This is a genomic window from Streptococcus orisratti DSM 15617 (assembly GCF_000380105.1).
Classification (GTDB): domain Bacteria; phylum Bacillota; class Bacilli; order Lactobacillales; family Streptococcaceae; genus Streptococcus; species Streptococcus orisratti.
Window position 1 is genome coordinate 1 of record NZ_KB904451.1, and the last position, 16,853, is coordinate 16,853.

The 16,853-nt window shown below is 37.7% G+C and carries 16 protein-coding genes, 1 pseudogene and 1 other annotated feature; of the genes and pseudogenes, 13 read left to right on the forward strand and 4 right to left on the reverse strand.

Annotation, left to right across the window (positions count from 1 at the left end; translation table 11 throughout):
• Window positions 1-223 (reverse strand): IS630 transposase-related protein (locus A3I7_RS0101740; RefSeq protein ID WP_018375063.1); only part of this gene is annotated, 223 nt, incomplete at its 3' end.
• A gap of 74 nt (window positions 224-297) precedes the next feature.
• Here A3I7_RS0101740 and A3I7_RS0101745 point away from each other — a divergent pair.
• From A3I7_RS0101745 to A3I7_RS0101765, 5 genes are all read left to right on the forward strand, one after another.
• On the forward strand, window positions 298-1,422 hold the full coding sequence (locus A3I7_RS0101745; RefSeq protein WP_018375064.1) for an alpha/beta hydrolase family protein: 1,125 nt from the start codon (window positions 298-300) through the stop codon (window positions 1,420-1,422).
• 224 nt (window positions 1,423-1,646) lie between these two features.
• Window positions 1,647-2,657 (forward strand): DUF3114 domain-containing protein, encoded by a 1,011-nt coding sequence (locus tag A3I7_RS0101750; RefSeq protein WP_018375065.1) that lies wholly within the window; start codon window positions 1,647-1,649, stop codon window positions 2,655-2,657.
• 421 nt (window positions 2,658-3,078) lie between these two features.
• Window positions 3,079-6,003 carry a GBS Bsp-like repeat-containing protein gene (locus A3I7_RS0101755; RefSeq protein WP_018375066.1) on the forward strand — a complete coding sequence of 975 codons (2,925 nt, stop codon included), beginning with the start codon at window positions 3,079-3,081 and terminating at the stop codon, window positions 6,001-6,003.
• 687 nt (window positions 6,004-6,690) lie between these two features.
• Window positions 6,691-7,911, forward strand: a complete 1,221-nt coding sequence (gene pepT / locus A3I7_RS0101760; RefSeq protein ID WP_018375067.1) for a peptidase T — start codon at window positions 6,691-6,693, stop codon at window positions 7,909-7,911.
• Window positions 7,912-7,949: 38 nt separating this feature from the next.
• Window positions 7,950-8,441 carry an EbsA family protein gene (locus tag A3I7_RS0101765; protein WP_018375068.1) on the forward strand — a complete coding sequence of 164 codons (492 nt, stop codon included), beginning with the start codon at window positions 7,950-7,952 and terminating at the stop codon, window positions 8,439-8,441.
• Here A3I7_RS0101765 and A3I7_RS0101770 read toward each other — a convergent pair.
• Window positions 8,428-8,625 carry a ferredoxin gene (locus tag A3I7_RS0101770; protein ID WP_018375069.1) on the reverse strand — a complete coding sequence of 66 codons (198 nt, stop codon included), beginning with the start codon at window positions 8,623-8,625 and terminating at the stop codon, window positions 8,428-8,430. The two genes, A3I7_RS0101765 and A3I7_RS0101770, sit on opposite strands and share 14 nt — an antisense overlap.
• A 44-nt stretch (window positions 8,626-8,669) precedes the next feature.
• Between A3I7_RS0101770 and A3I7_RS0101775 the strand changes: the two genes are divergently transcribed.
• The 5 genes from A3I7_RS0101775 (at window position 8,670) to rplT (ending at window position 11,186) form a co-directional block, all read left to right on the forward strand.
• Window positions 8,670-9,143, forward strand: coding sequence for an SAG1386/EF1546 family surface-associated protein (locus A3I7_RS0101775; protein WP_018375070.1), 474 nt, complete (start codon window positions 8,670-8,672; stop codon window positions 9,141-9,143).
• A gap of 14 nt (window positions 9,144-9,157) precedes the next feature.
• Window positions 9,158-9,841, forward strand: a complete 684-nt coding sequence (gene cmk, locus A3I7_RS0101780) for a (d)CMP kinase (RefSeq protein ID WP_018375071.1) — start codon at window positions 9,158-9,160, stop codon at window positions 9,839-9,841.
• 20 nt (window positions 9,842-9,861) lie between these two features.
• Window positions 9,862-9,989, forward strand: a sequence feature (ribosomal protein L20 leader region).
• Between the two features lie 14 nt (window positions 9,990-10,003).
• Window positions 10,004-10,534 carry a translation initiation factor IF-3 gene (gene infC / locus A3I7_RS0101785; RefSeq protein ID WP_018375072.1) on the forward strand — a complete coding sequence of 177 codons (531 nt, stop codon included), beginning with the start codon at window positions 10,004-10,006 and terminating at the stop codon, window positions 10,532-10,534.
• A 38-nt stretch (window positions 10,535-10,572) separates the two neighbouring features.
• A complete protein-coding gene (gene rpmI, locus A3I7_RS0101790) occupies window positions 10,573-10,773 on the forward strand; it encodes a 50S ribosomal protein L35 (protein ID WP_018375073.1) in 201 nt (66 codons plus the stop codon).
• A 53-nt stretch (window positions 10,774-10,826) separates the two neighbouring features.
• Entirely contained in the window at window positions 10,827-11,186 is a 360-nt protein-coding gene (gene rplT, locus A3I7_RS0101795) for a 50S ribosomal protein L20 (protein ID WP_018375074.1), read from the forward strand.
• A gap of 163 nt (window positions 11,187-11,349) precedes the next feature.
• Here rplT and A3I7_RS13495 read toward each other — a convergent pair.
• Both A3I7_RS13495 and A3I7_RS0101800 read right to left on the reverse strand, forming a co-directional pair.
• Window positions 11,350-11,714 (reverse strand): annotated as a pseudogene (locus tag A3I7_RS13495) (transposase); the annotation flags it as partial.
• Between the two features lie 101 nt (window positions 11,715-11,815).
• Window positions 11,816-14,008 carry an LTA synthase family protein gene (locus tag A3I7_RS0101800; RefSeq protein ID WP_018375075.1) on the reverse strand — a complete coding sequence of 731 codons (2,193 nt, stop codon included), beginning with the start codon at window positions 14,006-14,008 and terminating at the stop codon, window positions 11,816-11,818.
• Between the two features lie 140 nt (window positions 14,009-14,148).
• On the opposite strand from A3I7_RS0101800, the gene A3I7_RS0101805 reads away from it, so the two are divergent.
• Genes A3I7_RS0101805 through A3I7_RS0101815 form a run of 3 tightly spaced genes read left to right on the forward strand, consistent with a single transcriptional unit; the run spans window position 14,149 to window position 16,848 of the window.
• On the forward strand, window positions 14,149-15,312 hold the full coding sequence (locus A3I7_RS0101805) for a class I SAM-dependent rRNA methyltransferase (RefSeq protein ID WP_018375076.1): 1,164 nt from the start codon (window positions 14,149-14,151) through the stop codon (window positions 15,310-15,312).
• Window positions 15,309-15,986, forward strand: a complete 678-nt coding sequence (aroD, locus tag A3I7_RS0101810) for a type I 3-dehydroquinate dehydratase (protein ID WP_018375077.1) — start codon at window positions 15,309-15,311, stop codon at window positions 15,984-15,986. The genes A3I7_RS0101805 and aroD overlap by 4 nt, the downstream gene beginning before the upstream one ends.
• Window positions 15,976-16,848, forward strand: a complete 873-nt coding sequence (locus tag A3I7_RS0101815) for a shikimate dehydrogenase (RefSeq protein WP_018375078.1) — start codon at window positions 15,976-15,978, stop codon at window positions 16,846-16,848. Before aroD ends, A3I7_RS0101815 begins: the two co-directional genes overlap by 11 nt.
• The last annotated feature ends 5 nt before the right edge of the window (window positions 16,849-16,853 follow it).

Here is a 16,853-nt window from a genome sequence, read left to right on the forward strand (position 1 = left end):
CATCTGGATGAGCTTCAAGATAGTTCTTTAATTTTTCTCTATCAATTTTTCTTGGTTTGGTTCCCTTAACTTGGTGATGAAGGTCGCCAGTAGTCTCCATTAATTTTAGCCATTGATAGATGGTGTTGCGTGAAATATCGAAAACAACAGATGCTTCAGTAATACTGCCGGTTTTCTCACAGTATGCGAGAACTTTTTTACGAAAATCTAATGAATATGCCATAAATACATTATATCACAAAATGTACTGTTTTTGTTTCATTTTACTATAAAGATATGGATTTCTGTTTCAATTGGATGCTAGGAATTGGTCAAATTATCGGAATGAGTGCAGGTGAACTGTTTTATATCGCCAGCGGTATTCGGGATGGTAATCCTGCCGATTGGCGGAAACGCTTCAAGGAGCATGCTGATTATTTGGAAAATGAAGCAGAAGAAGTTAAAAAGAACGGTTACCGAAACTTGGTATCTCATTTGTATTTTTCGGCCTGTTATTCCATTCGTGCAGCTCTTCAGTTTACAGATCCTAATGTGCCGGAATTTATGGAAAATTTCCGAAAAATGGAAAAACTGTTTATGCTAGCTGTGGACAACAGCAAGATTCCGCTTAAGAGCATTGAGGTACCTTTTGAAGGAAAATATTTACCAGGATATGCCATTCTTTCAGATGATAAAGCACGAGATACTGTGATTGTAATAGGTGGCGGAGACACTAGCCGTGAAGATCTTTTTTATATGCTGGGCTATTCTGGCTGGAAAAATGGCTACAATGTCTTAATGGTTGATTTGCCAGGACAAGGAAAAAATCCAGCACAAGCTATGACTTTTACTGTAGATGTGGGATCAGCTATCTCAGCCATCTTAGACTGGTATCAAGCCCCAACTGACAATATTGCCCTTGCTGGTTTTAGTGGCGGCGGTTATTTTACAGCGCAGGTAGCAGAACAAGATAAGCGCATTAAAGCTTGGATTGCTTCCACACCAATTTATGATATCGCCCAAGTCTTTCGGGTTTCATTTTCAGCTGTACTAAAAACTCCCAAAACGGTTCTTAAATGGGGGAGCAAGCTGCTAACAAGTGTGAATAAGGTTGCCGAAGTCAACTTAAACAAATATGCTTGGCAATTTGGTCAAGCTGATTTTACAAGCTCTGTCAGCGAAGTTTTGAAACAAGCTCAAACAGTAGACTATCACAAGATAAGCATTCCCAGTCTCTTTCTAGCAGGTGCAGGAGACAGTCCAGAACTTTTGCGACAGACAGATGTGATAACTGAGGATTTCCGTAGGCGTGGTGTGGCTGTTACGGTCAGAAGATTTGAATCTGCCAGCGGTGCAGATGCTCATTGCCAAGTTAATCATTTTCGTCTTATGAACTATGTCGTTTTTGAGTGGCTGAATCATCTTTTTAAGAAAGAGGGATAATCTTGTAAAGAAGAAATGAGCCATTTCAGTCAGGGCCATTAAGCTATTTAAGTCTGTTCGACTATGTAGTAGTAATGATGCCTTGTTAAAGCTGAATAAGAAAAGAAGAAGTCCTGCCAGGCTTCTTTTGATAGAAAGCCATCAAAGAGGCTGTTGGTATCAAAGAATCTGCTTCTGTCTTATGGCCTTTTTTGATATAATATGGTGTTGAAATGAGGGAGCCTATGTGGTCAATTTTAGAAAATTATACCTTTTCCCAAGCAGGGCTGAATAAGCGCTATCAGCAGGCTAAGCAGCTGCTTTTATGGGAAAGTGCAGGGTGGACTAGGGAAGATGTAAAGCAACTAGCTAAAAGAAATTTGCAGCTATCTGATTTTTGCATAGGCTCTCAGGTTTTTCAGTCATTATGGCAGCATGCTTACGGCAGGAAAAAAGCTCAAGAGCTGCTGATAATTGTCTTAGATATGGCTGCTATGCCGGAAGAATTATCTGGTGATTTGCAGGAAAATCCAAAATTAGTTGGTCGTTTTTCAAATGACTTGGCGCCAGACCACGCTTTCTGGCATGATTTTTCACTGCTGGTTCAAGAGGTTTTTCCAAGGGACGAACTTAGTGCTGAAACCACTTTTGCTAAACGTATTCACCAGTTTCGCTATGTCATTTCAGCCTTTCAGTCACAATGGGTACGCCAGCATTTTTCTGAAAAAACAGACAGGCAGTCCTTGCTTTGCTATTTGAAAGGAAAAAAGATGAGACGGTTTTGGCGTAGACAGTTTGATTTTGATATGACTGAATCGTCCCGACTGCATAATAAATTACCTAAAGTAGCAATAGAAGGTTACCAATTGCCAGTCAATATGAAAATTGTCATGGGTTTTCATACAGAGTTTATTCTAGATAGTTTTGGTCGCTTTGCTAATGAAATTGACCCCCAAGGAGTCGGCCATAATGGCATCATCAACGGTGCAAGTTTTAACTACGCCAATGCTAATGATAAACGTCACCGTGAATTAGATATTTTACCTATTTCGGTGCATGATCCTATATTTCGAAAGAAAATTTTAGCCAACGATGGTAATGCTTTTCAGGCGCCCAAACTTGCTAGAAGGAAAGATGCTGATTGGGCCTTGAGTTATTTTAATAAAAAAGGGTATTTCGCTAAGAATGGTCGATCGCTCAACAAAGAGGTATCGCGTCATCGTAAAGCCTTTATTAAGGATTTAAAAAAATTATAAATTCCTTTATGTGAAAGAAAGATTGTCTATTTTCATAGATTCTATTTGTCCTTGAATATGGTTTTTTCCATATCTGTGTAGAAAGTCAAAGTGGTAAGTTATTTTCAGCAACTTTTCTTGCTAAAGGTCAATTCTATCTTGGTTTTCTAAACATCCACACTTGATAGCATTGTAAATTTTAGATGTCTTACTTGTGAATCGTGGTTAAAAGGTTGGTGGTTCATGTGAATTTTATGAGGAAAATGTACGATATGATGTGGGAACGAGAGTTTCCCATTCAGATGTAAAAATCTATGAAAATAGTTGAAAATACATGTAGCTAAAAAAGGATTATATGCACTTTTTGAAGAATATAACGATATTGAATTATGAACATCTAAGTGTTATAATATTGGTAAAATTTTAATTTTAGGAGAATATTTTGGAAAAGAAACTGAGAAAATCATACTTACTAGCTCCTTTAGTTGTGACTGCTTTTTTGAGTTCAGGTATGGTTTTTGCAGATGATGACACGCTTTCAAACGTAGACTCATCATCAACATTAACGACGACAACGATTGAAGAAACAAGTACATCCTCATTATCAGAGAATGCTTCAGAAATAACAACGAATCCAGAAACGAGCCAATCGTCTTTGCAGGAACAAGCAACAAGCGGAGAAGTTAGTCAAGCGTCAACTACTAAAGAGGATGAAAATACTGAAGAGTCAACAACGGCAGATGTTTCGACTTTGATTGATACCAAAGTAGATGTTGAGACTACCAAAACAGCTTCGCAGCAAGTATCATCTGGTTCACCAGTCGGAGAAGAAAATAGTAAAACAACTGTAATGTCTTCTGACGAAGGAGCGAGGCTTCTAGCCAAAGCGGCAGTAACAAAGCAAACAACACCCAAAGAACCTGTTACTGCAACGCTTGATGATAAAGGAATTAAAATTCAATATAATGCCAAGATTGAAAAGAATGAATCAATCAAGTTTGCAGTTTGGTCAGCCAATAATGGACAAGATGATTTAGTCTGGTATAATGCTGATGCTGCTGGAGCAGCGTATGTGGAATTGTCAAAACATAAAAGTTATGGAGCATATTATATCCATACCTATGCTTTTACCCCAGCGGCTAAGGGAATCAATGCAATGACAATCACTGTACCAGAGCCTCAAGTAACGACAAGTATTTCAAAAACTAGCGAAGGACATTTTGACATTCTAGTGAAAAATGTGCCTGCAACCATTACTAGTATTTCTGTGCCAGTCTGGTCAGATAAAAATGGACAGGATGATCTTAGATGGTATGGGGCTACCCAAACAGCTAAGGGAACGTTCAAAGTTAGTGTTGCAGTTAAAGACCACCACAATGATCGTGGCCATTACGCAGCACATATTTATGGTTACAGCACAGTGACTGGAAGCATGATAGGTCTTACAGCTACATCTGGCTTTGACAATGTTGACACTCGACCTAATGCAACCGTCTCAATGGTTGATTATGCTGAAACTAAGACAAGCTTTAAAGTCCAAGTAACTGGTACTTCTCAAACTAAGACTATCTCAGCAGTCAATATTGCGGTCTGGTCAGAAAAGAACGGTCAAGATGACCTTAAATGGTATAGCCCATCCGTTAGCAACAACAAGGCAACGGCAACAGTCAATATTGCCGACCTATCTAATACGTCAGATAATTATATTGTTCATGTCTATACGACTTACTCAGATGAGACACGAGTTGGTACAGTTTTAGGAACTTATAAAATCACAAAACCAGTTGAGAAAAATGATGTTAAGGCAGAGTTGACTAAAGATGGGATTGCTCTAAAACTAACTTCTAATACGGTTTCTGATTATAGTAAAGTTAAATTTGCGGTCTGGTCATCGGTTAATGGTCAAGACGACCTCAGATGGTACAGTGCTAATAATGATGGTACAGCACTTGCAGCGTATGAAAATCATAATGACTACGGTATTTACAATATTCACACCTATTCTTTTGAAAATAACCAAACGAGAGGCTTGAATGCCACAGCAATTACCATTGAAAAACCATCGGTTAAAACAACCTTTAAGCAAGTAAATAGCAGTAGTTTTAGTGTTACTATTTCTGAAATTCCTCAGTACATTACCTCGATTATTCTGCCAGTTTGGTCAGAAAAGAATGGTCAAGACGATTTGAAGTGGACTGAAGCTAAAAAGCAAACTGATGGTAGTTATGTAGCTCTTATTGATAATAAAGACCATAAGTCGGAATTCGGAAAATATGATGTTCATGTCTATGGTAATAGCAAACTTGATAGAGGGCTAGTTGGACTTACGGCTACACCAGGATTTACACTTAATAAACCAGAAGCTGCTAAATCTGCGAAGCCTTCTGAAATGAACTCAGGCACCACAAAGTCAGTTGCTTTCAAAGAAGAAATTGTAGAAAAAACAAAGGTTGCTGTCGAGAACTACGATAGTGAGGATGGATATGTTGATATTGTTGTCACTCAAGGAACAAAAACTCCTGAAATCAGATCTATCCGTGTAGCAGCTTGGTCAGAAGATAACCAAGCGAATCTATATTGGTATGTGAGGGATAATGTTGTTAACGGAAGAGCTACTGTCGAAGTTAGCCCACGTCATCATCAATACAAGAGTGGTGATTATACTATTCATGCTTATGTTGATTATGAGGACAACACTGTCGAAGGATTCAACTTGGGGAAATATAATTTGAAAGCTGAAGCACCATCTTATTTTGTTGACATCAGTAGTCATAATGGTAATATTTCAGTTGATGACTTCTTATCACTAAAACGTCAAGGGATCCAAGGTGTTGTCGTTAAGCTAACAGAAGGGAATTCTTATCAAAACCCTTATGCAAGACAACAAGTTATTAATGCTCAGGCAGCGGGTATAAAGGTTTCAGTTTATCATTATTCACACTTTGTATCGGATGAAGAAGCACGTACAGAAGCGCAATATTTTGTTAATATGGCAAAAACTCTCAATCTTCCAACAACTACGCTTATGGTCAATGATATGGAAGAAAGCAAGATGCTAGGAAACGTTAACACTACAGTTCAAGCATGGGAAAATGAGATGAAGCGTCTAGGTTATAGTAATCTGGTTCATTATACAATGGCAAATTGGCTTGATTTCAGAGGTGGTAAGGTTGATACTAGTAAATTTGGACTAGATAATTTCTGGATTGCTCATTATCCTAAAGGTTATACCTATATGACACAAGAAGAAGCAAGAACTGCGTCTTACTACGAACACTCGGCTGCTTGGCAATACACCAGTGTATCTCCTAAATTGTCGCATAGTCTAGATGAAAATATTGATTACAGTGGAAGATTTACCCTATAGATGACTCCATAATAAGAAGGGTGGAGGCTTGTAATGGCATGTTATTACCCCACAGGTTCTGCTTTCCACACTGATAAATCCAATGTATTTGTGACATATCTTATGGTTTGTTTTTAATCGTTAGCTCATTTTGCTGCACTTAAGTATAGCTTGCAACTCATAACCTAAAAGATTCTATTTCGAATTGAATGAACTGTTTATACTCAATGAAAATCAAAAGTAGCCTAGGAAACGAAGCCGACGATAGAACTTGAGTTCATCAAGGCAAGTTGACAACGGATAATTTTGATTTTCGAAGAGTATTAGCATGTTGTTGCTGTGCACTTCGTAAAGTGCAGTGAGGGGTGTACGAAGAACGAGAGAATCCTATTGGTTCTCTCGTTTTTTAGTGAAATTCATTAAATTAAGACAGCAATATCTCATCCTAATTTTCAAAGTGCAAAATAGTATCAGTGATTTCTGAATATTGTTGTAATTTTTATCTATTTTCTGTTGTCATGAAGATAGAAATTTCCTTGAAAGAACTAAAACAACAAGTCGTGACTGAGAACTTTTAAAAATTTAAACTTAAGGTGATGCCATTACACTTAGAAGTTAGTTTTTATGCTATAATATTACTGATTAAAGAGATGGAAGGAAGAGGGCTTTTCTGCTGAATTTTCAAAAGCCCAAGGTTATTAAGTATTTATGACATATGATAGTTTATTAGAGCGCTTTCTGACTTATGTCAAAATCAATACGCGTAGTAATCCAGAGAGTAACACAACGCCAACTACTCAAAGTCAAGTTGATTTTGCACTCAATATATTAAAACCAGAAATGGAAAAAATAGGTCTTCAAGATGTGCATTATCTGGTCGATAATGGCTATCTTATTGGAACTTTGCCAGCAAATGACACTAGTCACACACGAAAAATAGGTTTCATTTCGCATATGGATACCGCAGATTTTAATGCTGAAGGTATTAATCCGCAAATTATCGAAAACTATGCTGGTGGGGAAATTAAACTCGGTCAGTCAGGCTTTTCTCTTTTGCCAGAAGAATTTCCAAATCTTAACCACTATCATGGACAAACGCTAATTACTACAGATGGGACTACCTTGCTAGGATCAGATGACAAGTCGGGTATTGCAGAGATTATGACAGCTATGGAGTACTTGGCATCCCATCCAGAAATCAAGCACGGAGAGATTCGTGTCGGTTTTGGACCTGATGAAGAAATTGGTATTGGTGCAGATAAATTTGATGTTGCTGATTTTGATGTTGATTTTGCCTTTACTGTTGACGGTGGTCCGCTTGGAGAACTTCAATATGAAACGTTTAGTGCTGCGGCCTTAGATGTTGATTTTATTGGACGTAATGTTCACCCCGGTACTGCTAAAAATCAAATGGTTAATGCACTGCAATTAGCTGTAGATTTTCACAATCAACTGCCTGAAGTTGACCGTCCTGAGAAGACCGATGGTTATCAAGGCTTTTATCATCTACATGGTATGAGTGGTAGTGTTGAAAAAGCTTCAAGTTCTTATATTATCCGTGATTTTGAAGATAGTTCATTTGAAAATCGCAAAGCTTTTGTCAAAAAAATTGCTGACAGAATGAATGAAGACTTGGGCAGTCAGCGTGTTGTTATCAGCCTCAAAGACCAATATTACAACATGAAAAAGGTTATTGAAAAAGACATGACACCAATCACATTAGCTAAACAAGTTATGGAAGATCTGGATATCAAGCCTGTTATCGAGCCTATCCGTGGTGGTACAGATGGTTCAAAAATTTCGTTCATGGGAATTCCGACACCTAACCTTTTTGCGGGCGGTGAAAATATGCATGGCCGTTTCGAATTTGTTAGTCTTCAGACCATGGAAAAGGCTGTTGATGTCATTATTGGTATCGTAAAATCTTAAAAAATATGCTAAAATAGAGCTAACAGGGGGTATCTTACATGATAAAATTATTTGGGAAAATGAGATATCACTGGCAACCAGAATTATCATGGTCAATTATTTATTGGTCGATTACATTTGCACCAATTTTCGTTGCTTTATCACTTTTATTTGAACGAACTAAAATACCGAGTCAAGTTTTCATTTTGTTTGGTGTGTTTATTGTTTTATTTGGTTCAGGCTTTCATCGCTACTTTGTTATTGATGAAGATGGTAAACTTCATATTGTTTCTTTAAACTTTTTTAGAAAGTCAAAATTAGCAATTGCTCAGATTCAAAAGGTAGAAGTAACTAAATATAACATCACTTTAATTATCAAAAATCAACCTAAACGTATTTTTTACATGCGTAAATGGCCGAAAAAGTATTTTCTGGATGCTCTGGCTGTTCATCCTCAATTTAGAGGTTCTGTCGAACTAGTTGATAACTTAACAGGCTTAGACTATTTTGAATTTTATAAGGATGACAAAAAAGCTCCTATAAAATTGTAAGAGCTTTTGTTGGGCAATTTTTGACAGCTGAGATAATCTTAGCATCGCATTCAGGAATGTCTTTGGTCAAGCTATCATCAGTTGTAAATTTGACAATACCATCATCGTGATAGTCAAATAGATCAGAGTAGGTTTGGCAAAGACCACAAGCAATGCATTTTTCTGGAAATAGTGAGATTTTCATAGTAATATTGTAATATGAATAGGTTTATTTAACAAGGGGGTATCATGGCAAAAAAACCATGGGAAGCAAAAATTGTTGAGACAAATAATCAGAGATTAGAGCGAAATTCCAAGAGAACAATCTTGAGTACGCCGCTATTGACAGCGTTACTAGCTGCTTTCTTTCTTGTCGTTCTAGTAGTTCTCTTTATTGTTTTTTACACGTCGAATGGAGGTAGTAATAAAACAGAGGAGACCTCTGGATTTTATGGTGCCCAAAGCACGAGTGTATCTAGTTCTTCGGTAGAGTCATCTGCTGCTGAGAACACATCATCATCCAGTGAAACAACACAGTCAACTGAAGCATCAACAGATTCAACTGATGATGGAGCAACCATTACAGTCTTATCAGGAGAAGGAGCAGCCTCTATTGCAGCGCGCGCGGGGATTACTGTTGAACAACTTCAATCACTCAATCCAGACCACATGACCTTGGGGTACTGGTATGCAAATCCTGGCGATGTCGTTAAAATTAAATAGAAATCAGAGGAATTATGAAATCAATTAGAATTGCAATTGATGGGCCAGCCTCTAGTGGAAAAAGTACGGTAGCCAAGATTATCGCTAAAAATCTTGGCTATACTTATTTGGACACTGGGGCCATGTACCGCTCAGCAACTTATCTCGCTTTACAAAAACATTTAACGGAAGCTGACGTTCAGGATATTTTAAAAGAACTAGCTCAAAATCCTATTTCATTCGGTCGTTCAGAAGATGGAACACAAACTGTCTTTGTGGGGAATCAGGATGTGACCTTGGCCATTCGACAGAATGATGTGACCAACAATGTGTCATGGGTGTCAGCACTTCCTGAAATTCGTCAAGAGTTAGTAAATCAACAGCGAAGAATTGCAGAAGGTGGAGCTATTATCATGGATGGCCGTGATATTGGAACCGTTGTGTTACCAGATGCTGAGCTTAAAATTTTCTTGATTGCCTCAGTTGAGGAAAGGGCAGAGCGCCGCTTTAAGGAAAACCAAGAAAAAGGTATTGAGACTGACCTTGAAATCTTGAAAGAAGAAATTGCAGCACGCGATTATAAGGATAGTCATCGTAAAGTTTCTCCTCTGAAGGCTGCTGCTGATGCCATTATCTTTGACACTACAGGGGTTGATATTGATGGTGTTGTCAAATTTATTCAAGAAAAAGCAGAAAAAATCATTGACATGGGGAACTAGCCATGTTATACTAGAAACAATGAGAAAAGCAGAAGTGAGAACTTCTCGCCTTGCGACTAAGGTTGTCTGGCCCAACATGTCAAAATTCCTCGGGGATATTATGTATGTGTGCGGGCTTGATTTATCAGGTCCGCTTTCGTTTTTCTCTAAAAAAATGAAGAGGTGAAGATCATAGCTAAAAAAGATCTATTCATTAACGACGAGATTCGTGTTCGCGAAGTTCGTTTAATTGGTCTTGAAGGTGAACAATTAGGCATTAAGCCACTTTCAGAGGCTCAAGCTCTTGCAGATAAGGCAAATGTCGACTTGGTTTTAATTCAACCGCAAGCTACACCGCCTGTTGCAAAAATTATGGACTACGGAAAGTTCAAATTTGAGTATCAAAAGAAACAAAAGGAGCAACGTAAAAAGCAAAGCGTTGTTACTGTCAAAGAAGTTCGTCTGAGTCCAGTTATTGATAAAGGTGACTTTGAGACAAAGCTTCGAAACGGCCGCAAATTCCTTGAAAAAGGAAATAAAGTCAAGGTTTCTATTCGTTTCAAGGGACGTATGATTACTCACAAAGAAATTGGAGCAAAGGTTCTTGCTGAGTTTGCAGAAGCAACGCAAGATATTGCGATTATTGAGCAAAGAGCTAAGATGGATGGTCGCCAAATGTTTATGCAACTTGCACCAATTCCTGACAAAAAATAATTGTCGCGTTAATTATATTTTAAGAGGAGAATTCTAAAATGCCAAAACAAAAAACACACCGCGCATCAGCTAAACGTTTCAAACGTACAGGTTCAGGTGGATTGAAACGCTTCCGTGCTTTTACATCACACCGTTTCCACGGGAAAACTAAAAAACAACGTCGTCATCTTCGTAAAGCCGCTATGGTGCATTCAGGAGATTTCAAACGTATTAAAGCAATGCTTACACAAATGCGTTAATTGCCTAGTGTAAAACAGACTAAGAATTTAGAGAATATTTGGAGGAAATATAAATGGCTCGTGTTAAAGGTGGCGTTGTTTCACGCAAACGTCGTAAACGTGTACTTAAATTAGCTAAAGGTTACTATGGTGCTAAACATATCTTGTTCCGTACAGCAAAAGAACAAGTAATGAATTCTTACTACTATGCATACCGTGACCGTCGTCAGAAAAAACGTGACTTCCGCAAACTTTGGATTACTCGTATTAATGCGGCAGCTCGTATCAACGGACTTTCTTACTCACAATTGATGCATGGTTTGAAATTAGCTGAAATCGAAGTTAACCGTAAAATGCTTGCTGACTTAGCGGTTAATGATGCGGCGGCTTTCACAGCTCTTGCAGATGCAGCTAAAGCTAAACTTGGTAAATAATTAAAAAAGAGACTATAACAAAAGATATCTTAGTCTCAGACTGAAGACAAACTTACCTTCGTAGGTTTGTCTTTTTTGTCAACTGTAGTGGATAGATGAAAAACTAACACCTAGAGAGGACGAAAATCGTTCTCGCTTTCTTTAAGTTCATACTCAATGAAAATCAAAAGTAGCCTAGGAAACGAAGCCGACGATAGAACTTGAGTTCATCAAGGCAAGTTGACAACGGATAATTTTGATTTTCGAAGAGTATCAAAGTAATCAAAATTCGTTTTTAAAGTTTTCAAAGTTCCTGAAACCAAAGGTATTTCGCTTAATGACTTTGATGAGATTGTTGGTAGCTTCTAATTTGGCGTTAGAATAAGGCAATTCTAAGGCGTTGAAAACCTTGTCCTTATCCTTTAGAAATGTTTCAAATACTGTTTTGAAGATAGGGTCAACAGTAGCTATTTCTTGTTCAATTATGTCAAAGAAATGGTCTGAGTTCTTCTCTTGGAAATGGAATAAGAGAAGTTGATAGAGTTCATATTAAGAAAAAGTAATAAGCGTATGATATTTGGCGAAGAATATAAGTAGATAAACAAAATTAAAAGCAGCTAGAGATTAGACACTCTAGTTGCTTTTAATGATTAGTTGTTATTACCGCTTTCCGAAGAGCTGGATGTTGTTGAATTTTCTGTTGTTTCATGAAGCTTGGCATAGCTCGGAGCTTCAAATAGGTCGCTTGTTGTTTTATTACCATTGAGACTGTATAGGCTCGTTGAATTCTGACCTTTTTCCTTCTCAATCGCCTTTAGAGTCTTCAAAGAGTTGCTATAGGAAATGGTTGATGTATCAACAACATGCAGTCCATTATCGGTATCAAAACGGAGAAGATCTCCAGTCTGGATTTGATCGCTAACAGATAGTTGTTTAGCAACAGCTGTACGAATTTCCTTAGTTGCAGCTGTTGTGGTTTCATCTGGATTGGTGATTTCCTGACCAGTTTGGGTATAGTAGAGATGTCCTCCATAGCTAGTATATTCTGGAGTAACATAGGTTCCGGAAGTTCTAAAAGCCACTGTCTGAGTGTTCTCAGGTGAGAGCAAATCTTGGCCCAATTGAACATATTTGCTGGTGTCAACGCCTAAGATATGGAGTAGGGTTGGTAGCGCATCAACTTCTCCACCAAACGTATCGTGTATGCCACCTCCGGTATAGCCAGGGATATGAATCATATAAGGAACGCGTTGTAACATGGCATTGTCATATTCAGTCCAAGTTTCGGAGTCTTTACCGAGTAATTTGGCTAAGCTGGTATTTCGTGAATTTGAAATGCCGTAATGATCTCCATAAAGCACAATGATAGAGTTATCATAGAGTCCAGATGCTTTCAAGTAGTCAAAGAATGATTTCAATGAAGCATCAAGGTAATTGGCAGTCGCAAAGTAACCATTAATGGTCTCATCATCAGTCTTTGCTAATGGGAAACCTTCTTCATCTGTCTCACCTTTTAAACTTGTATAAGGGTAGTGATTACTAACCGTAATAAACTTAGTGTAAAAAGGCTGCTGCATATGTTCTAAATATTTGATAGAATCAGCAAACATATGTTTATCATTTAGACCGTATTGGAAGGAGTTGCTACTTGTTTGTTCTGAAAAATAGCTTGAATCAAAGAAGTAATTATAGCCCCATTGTTTGTAGGTATTATTTCGATTCCAGAAAGAGCCCACATTTCCGTGAAAAACAGCGCTGGTATAACCAGCAGTTTGTCCTAAAATGGTAGGTGTCGCAAATTGTGTATTCTCACCACCATAGTTAACCATGAATGAACCGCTATTAAGACCAAAAAGTGAATTTTCCATAAGGGTTTCGGCATCAGAGGTTTTACCAGCCTTGACCTGATGGAAGAAATTCGAAAAAGCGAGAGTAGAATTTGAATGGTAAAGCGAATTGATGAACGGCGTTACTTCATATTTTTTACCATCGACCTCCAACTGATAATCAATCAGAAATTGCTGGAAACTTTCCAAATGAATAACAATAACGTTCTTACCTTTGGCAATGCCGTAATAGTTAGTGTTTGGAGCGGCGTAGTGGTCAGTCACGTAAGATTTAACGTCTGTTAGTTCATCAGCTGTTGCTTGATTTCGTTCTTTTTGAGCTTGATAGGTTTGGTTACCGCTATAAACTGTAAATGCTGGAAGTCCTAATGCTCTAACCACGTAGGTATTTGAAAAGCCACGTGTCAAGAGTTCAGGGCGATCAACTTCTGCCAAAAATAAATTAATAGAAAATAGTAAAACAGACAGAGCAGTTATAGCAAAACTTGCTCGCTTATTAAATGGTTTTTTATCCATTTTGATAAGTCTTGGTTTTCGTGATTTTTTGATCTTCTTACTTATGAGATATATAAATAAAATAAGGTAATCAAGAATAAATAAAATATCCCAGGCACGTAGTAGGTTTAAGGCAGAATCGCCAAGTCCAGCTGATACCTTAGTACTGGCTAGCATGGCACTAACGGTGATGAAATCAGAAAATTCACGATAGTAAATGGCATTAGAAATGAGTAGCAGGTTGATAAGCGTATAAATAAGCCAAGTAACAATATAAAACGGTCGTGTTTTCTTGATGTATAAACCAAGTCCTAATAAAAGCAATCCAACTGGGATAGGATTAATAATGGATAGAAAAACTTGGTACGGATTTCCTAAATCAAGGCTAAAGTCTGCATGATAAGCCCACATAGTTTTTAGCCAATAGATTAGTAGGAGTGTTATAATGAAACCTAAACGCGTATTAAACGCATGCAAAGCGTATTCTTTTAATTTTTTCACTATAGAATTTCCTTACTGTATATTTCCTAAAAGACAAAATCTCAATCTAAATTATATCATAAAATTGAATTTGTAAGAGATATAAAAGCACTTTCAAGGAAATTTGGCAAATTCTAAATATTTTTGCTATAATAGAGACTATGAATAAACTATATGTTTCTACCTTAGCTGAAAAGAAAATTCGACGGGGTGTTCAACTTTTGGACAGTAAAGATTTTCAAAATCTAGGGGAAATAAACCAGCTGATTGCTCTCTATGGGCAATCAGGAAATTTTCTAGGAACAGCGTACCTTTCTGTTCAAAATAAAGGAATTGGTTGGCTCTTATCAAAAGATAAGATACAACTGACGAAATCTTATTTTGTTAGCTTATTTGAAGAAGCTAGGAAAAAACGTTCGACTTATGAATCCTCTGATTTGACGACTGCTTATCGTCTTTTTAATCAAGATGGAGATAATTTTGGAGGCTTAACCATTGATTTATATAATGATTTTGCCCTCATTTCTTGGTATAATTCGTTTGTTTATGACTTACGATTGCTTATTGTAGAAGCTTTTCAGGAAGTTTTTCCAAATGTAAAAGGTGGTTACGAAAAAATTCGTTTCAAGGGTGTGGGTTATGAAAGTTCGCATCTCTTTGGTCATGAAGCGCCAACTACCTTTACGGTTCTAGAAAATGGCGTAAAGTACTCGGTCTTTATGAATGATGGATTGATGACAGGTATTTTCCTAGATCAGCACGAGGTTCGTGATTCTTTGATCAATGGGCTAGCGCTTGGTAAAACTGTTTTGAATATGTTTTCATATACAGCAGCCTTTTCGGTTGCAGCAGCTATGGGCGGAGCCGCAGAAACGACTTCGGTAGATTTAGCGAAAAGATCTCGTGAATTATCGCAAGCACATTTTGATGCGAATGCGTTACCAACAGACAATCACCATTTTATTGTCATGGATGTCTTTGAGTACTTTAAGTATGCGAAACGAAAAGGACTTTATTTTGATGTAATCATTATTGACCCTCCAAGTTTTGCTCGAAATAAAAAGCAGACTTTTTCAGTAATCAAGGACTACCATAAACTCATTTCTCAAGCTGTAGATATTCTCAGTTTCAAAGGTATCATTATTGCTTCAACCAACGCTTCCAATGTGTCAATTGGACAGTTTAAAGCACAGCTGGAAAAAGGTTTTGGAAATACAAAGCACAGTTATCTTGATCTAAAACAATTACCTAGTGATTTTGCGGTTAACACAGCAGATGAAAACAGTAATTATTTGAAAGTATATACAATAAAGGTAAAAAAATGAAGATAGTAGTACCTATTATGCCTCGTAGTTTAGAGGAGGCTCAGGCCATCGAACTTTCAAAGTTTGATGATGTTGATATTATTGAATGGCGTGCGGATTTTTTATCAAAAGAAGCTATCATGGCAGTTGCACCTGCTATTTTTGAAAAATTTGCCGGGCGGGAGGTTCTTGTTACCATTCGCACAGACAAAGAAGGTGGCAATATTCAGTTAACAGATGACGAATATGTTCAATTGCTCAAGGATATCAATGCAATTTTTAATCCTGATTATATTGATTTTGAATATTTTTCTCACATGGATGCTTTCCAGCAAATGCTTAATTTTTCAAATCTAGTGCTTTCTTACCATAATTTTGATGAAACACCTGAAAATCTGATGGAGGCTTTTTCTGAATTGACGGCATTAGCACCACGTGTGGTCAAGATTGCCGTTATGCCAGAAAGTGAACAAGATGTCCTTGATTTGATGAATTACACCCGAGGGTTCAAGACATTAAATCCAGAACAGGAATATGCAACCATGTCAATGGGGAAATTAGGTCGGATTTCACGTTTGTCAGGTGATGTTTTTGGTTCAAGTTGGTCTTTTGCCAGTCTTGAACACGTAAGTGCTCCAGGACAGATTGCACTGGCTGATATGAAGAAAATTCGGGAGGTACTCAATGCAGATTGATGGTCACACAAGACTTGCAGCGGTAGTTGCAAGGCCAATAAAACATTCCATTTCTCCTTTCATTCATAATGCAGCCTTTGACTTGCTGGGAATTAATGGGGTTTATGTTGCCTGGGATATTCCAGAAGAGGATTTAGAGGAGACAGTCAAAAATGTCCGTCGCTATGATATGTGGGGAATCAACATTTCAATGCCTTACAAACAAGCGGTAATTCCTTATATGGATGAGCTGACAGATTCTGCGCAGTTAATTGGTGCTGTCAATACAGTCATCAATCGTGATGGCAAATTGATAGGTCATAATACGGATGGTATTGGCTTTTTCAGAAGTTTAAAAACGTTTGAGAACTTTGATGTCAAAGATAAGGTCATGACGATTTTGGGAGGTGGCGGAGCAGCAACGGCACTAATTGCCCAAGCAGCACTTAATGGTGCCAAAAAAATCAATATTTTCAACCAGACTGTTTTTTTGGAGACTACTAAGGCAAAAGCTAAGGAGTTGTCGGACAGAACAGGTGTGCCAATTGCTGTTTATCCAGTTGAGGATTTATCTATCATTCAGGATAAAGTTATGGAATCTCAACTTTTTGTTAATGCTACAAGTGTAGGGATGGATGGCCAATCAATGATTGTTTCACCAGCTATGTCTTTCCCAGAAGGATTACAAGTAGCCGACGTGATTTACCAACCTTTTGAAACACCATTTTTGAAGTTGGTTCGTTCTAAAGGACTACCTGCCATTAATGGGCTTGGTATGCTACTGTTTCAAGCAGCAGAAGCCTTTGAAGTTTGGACGGGCAAGCCAATGCCAACCGAAAAAATTTGGACAGAATTGGTGAAAAAATACGATGTAAAAGAGTAGAGGGC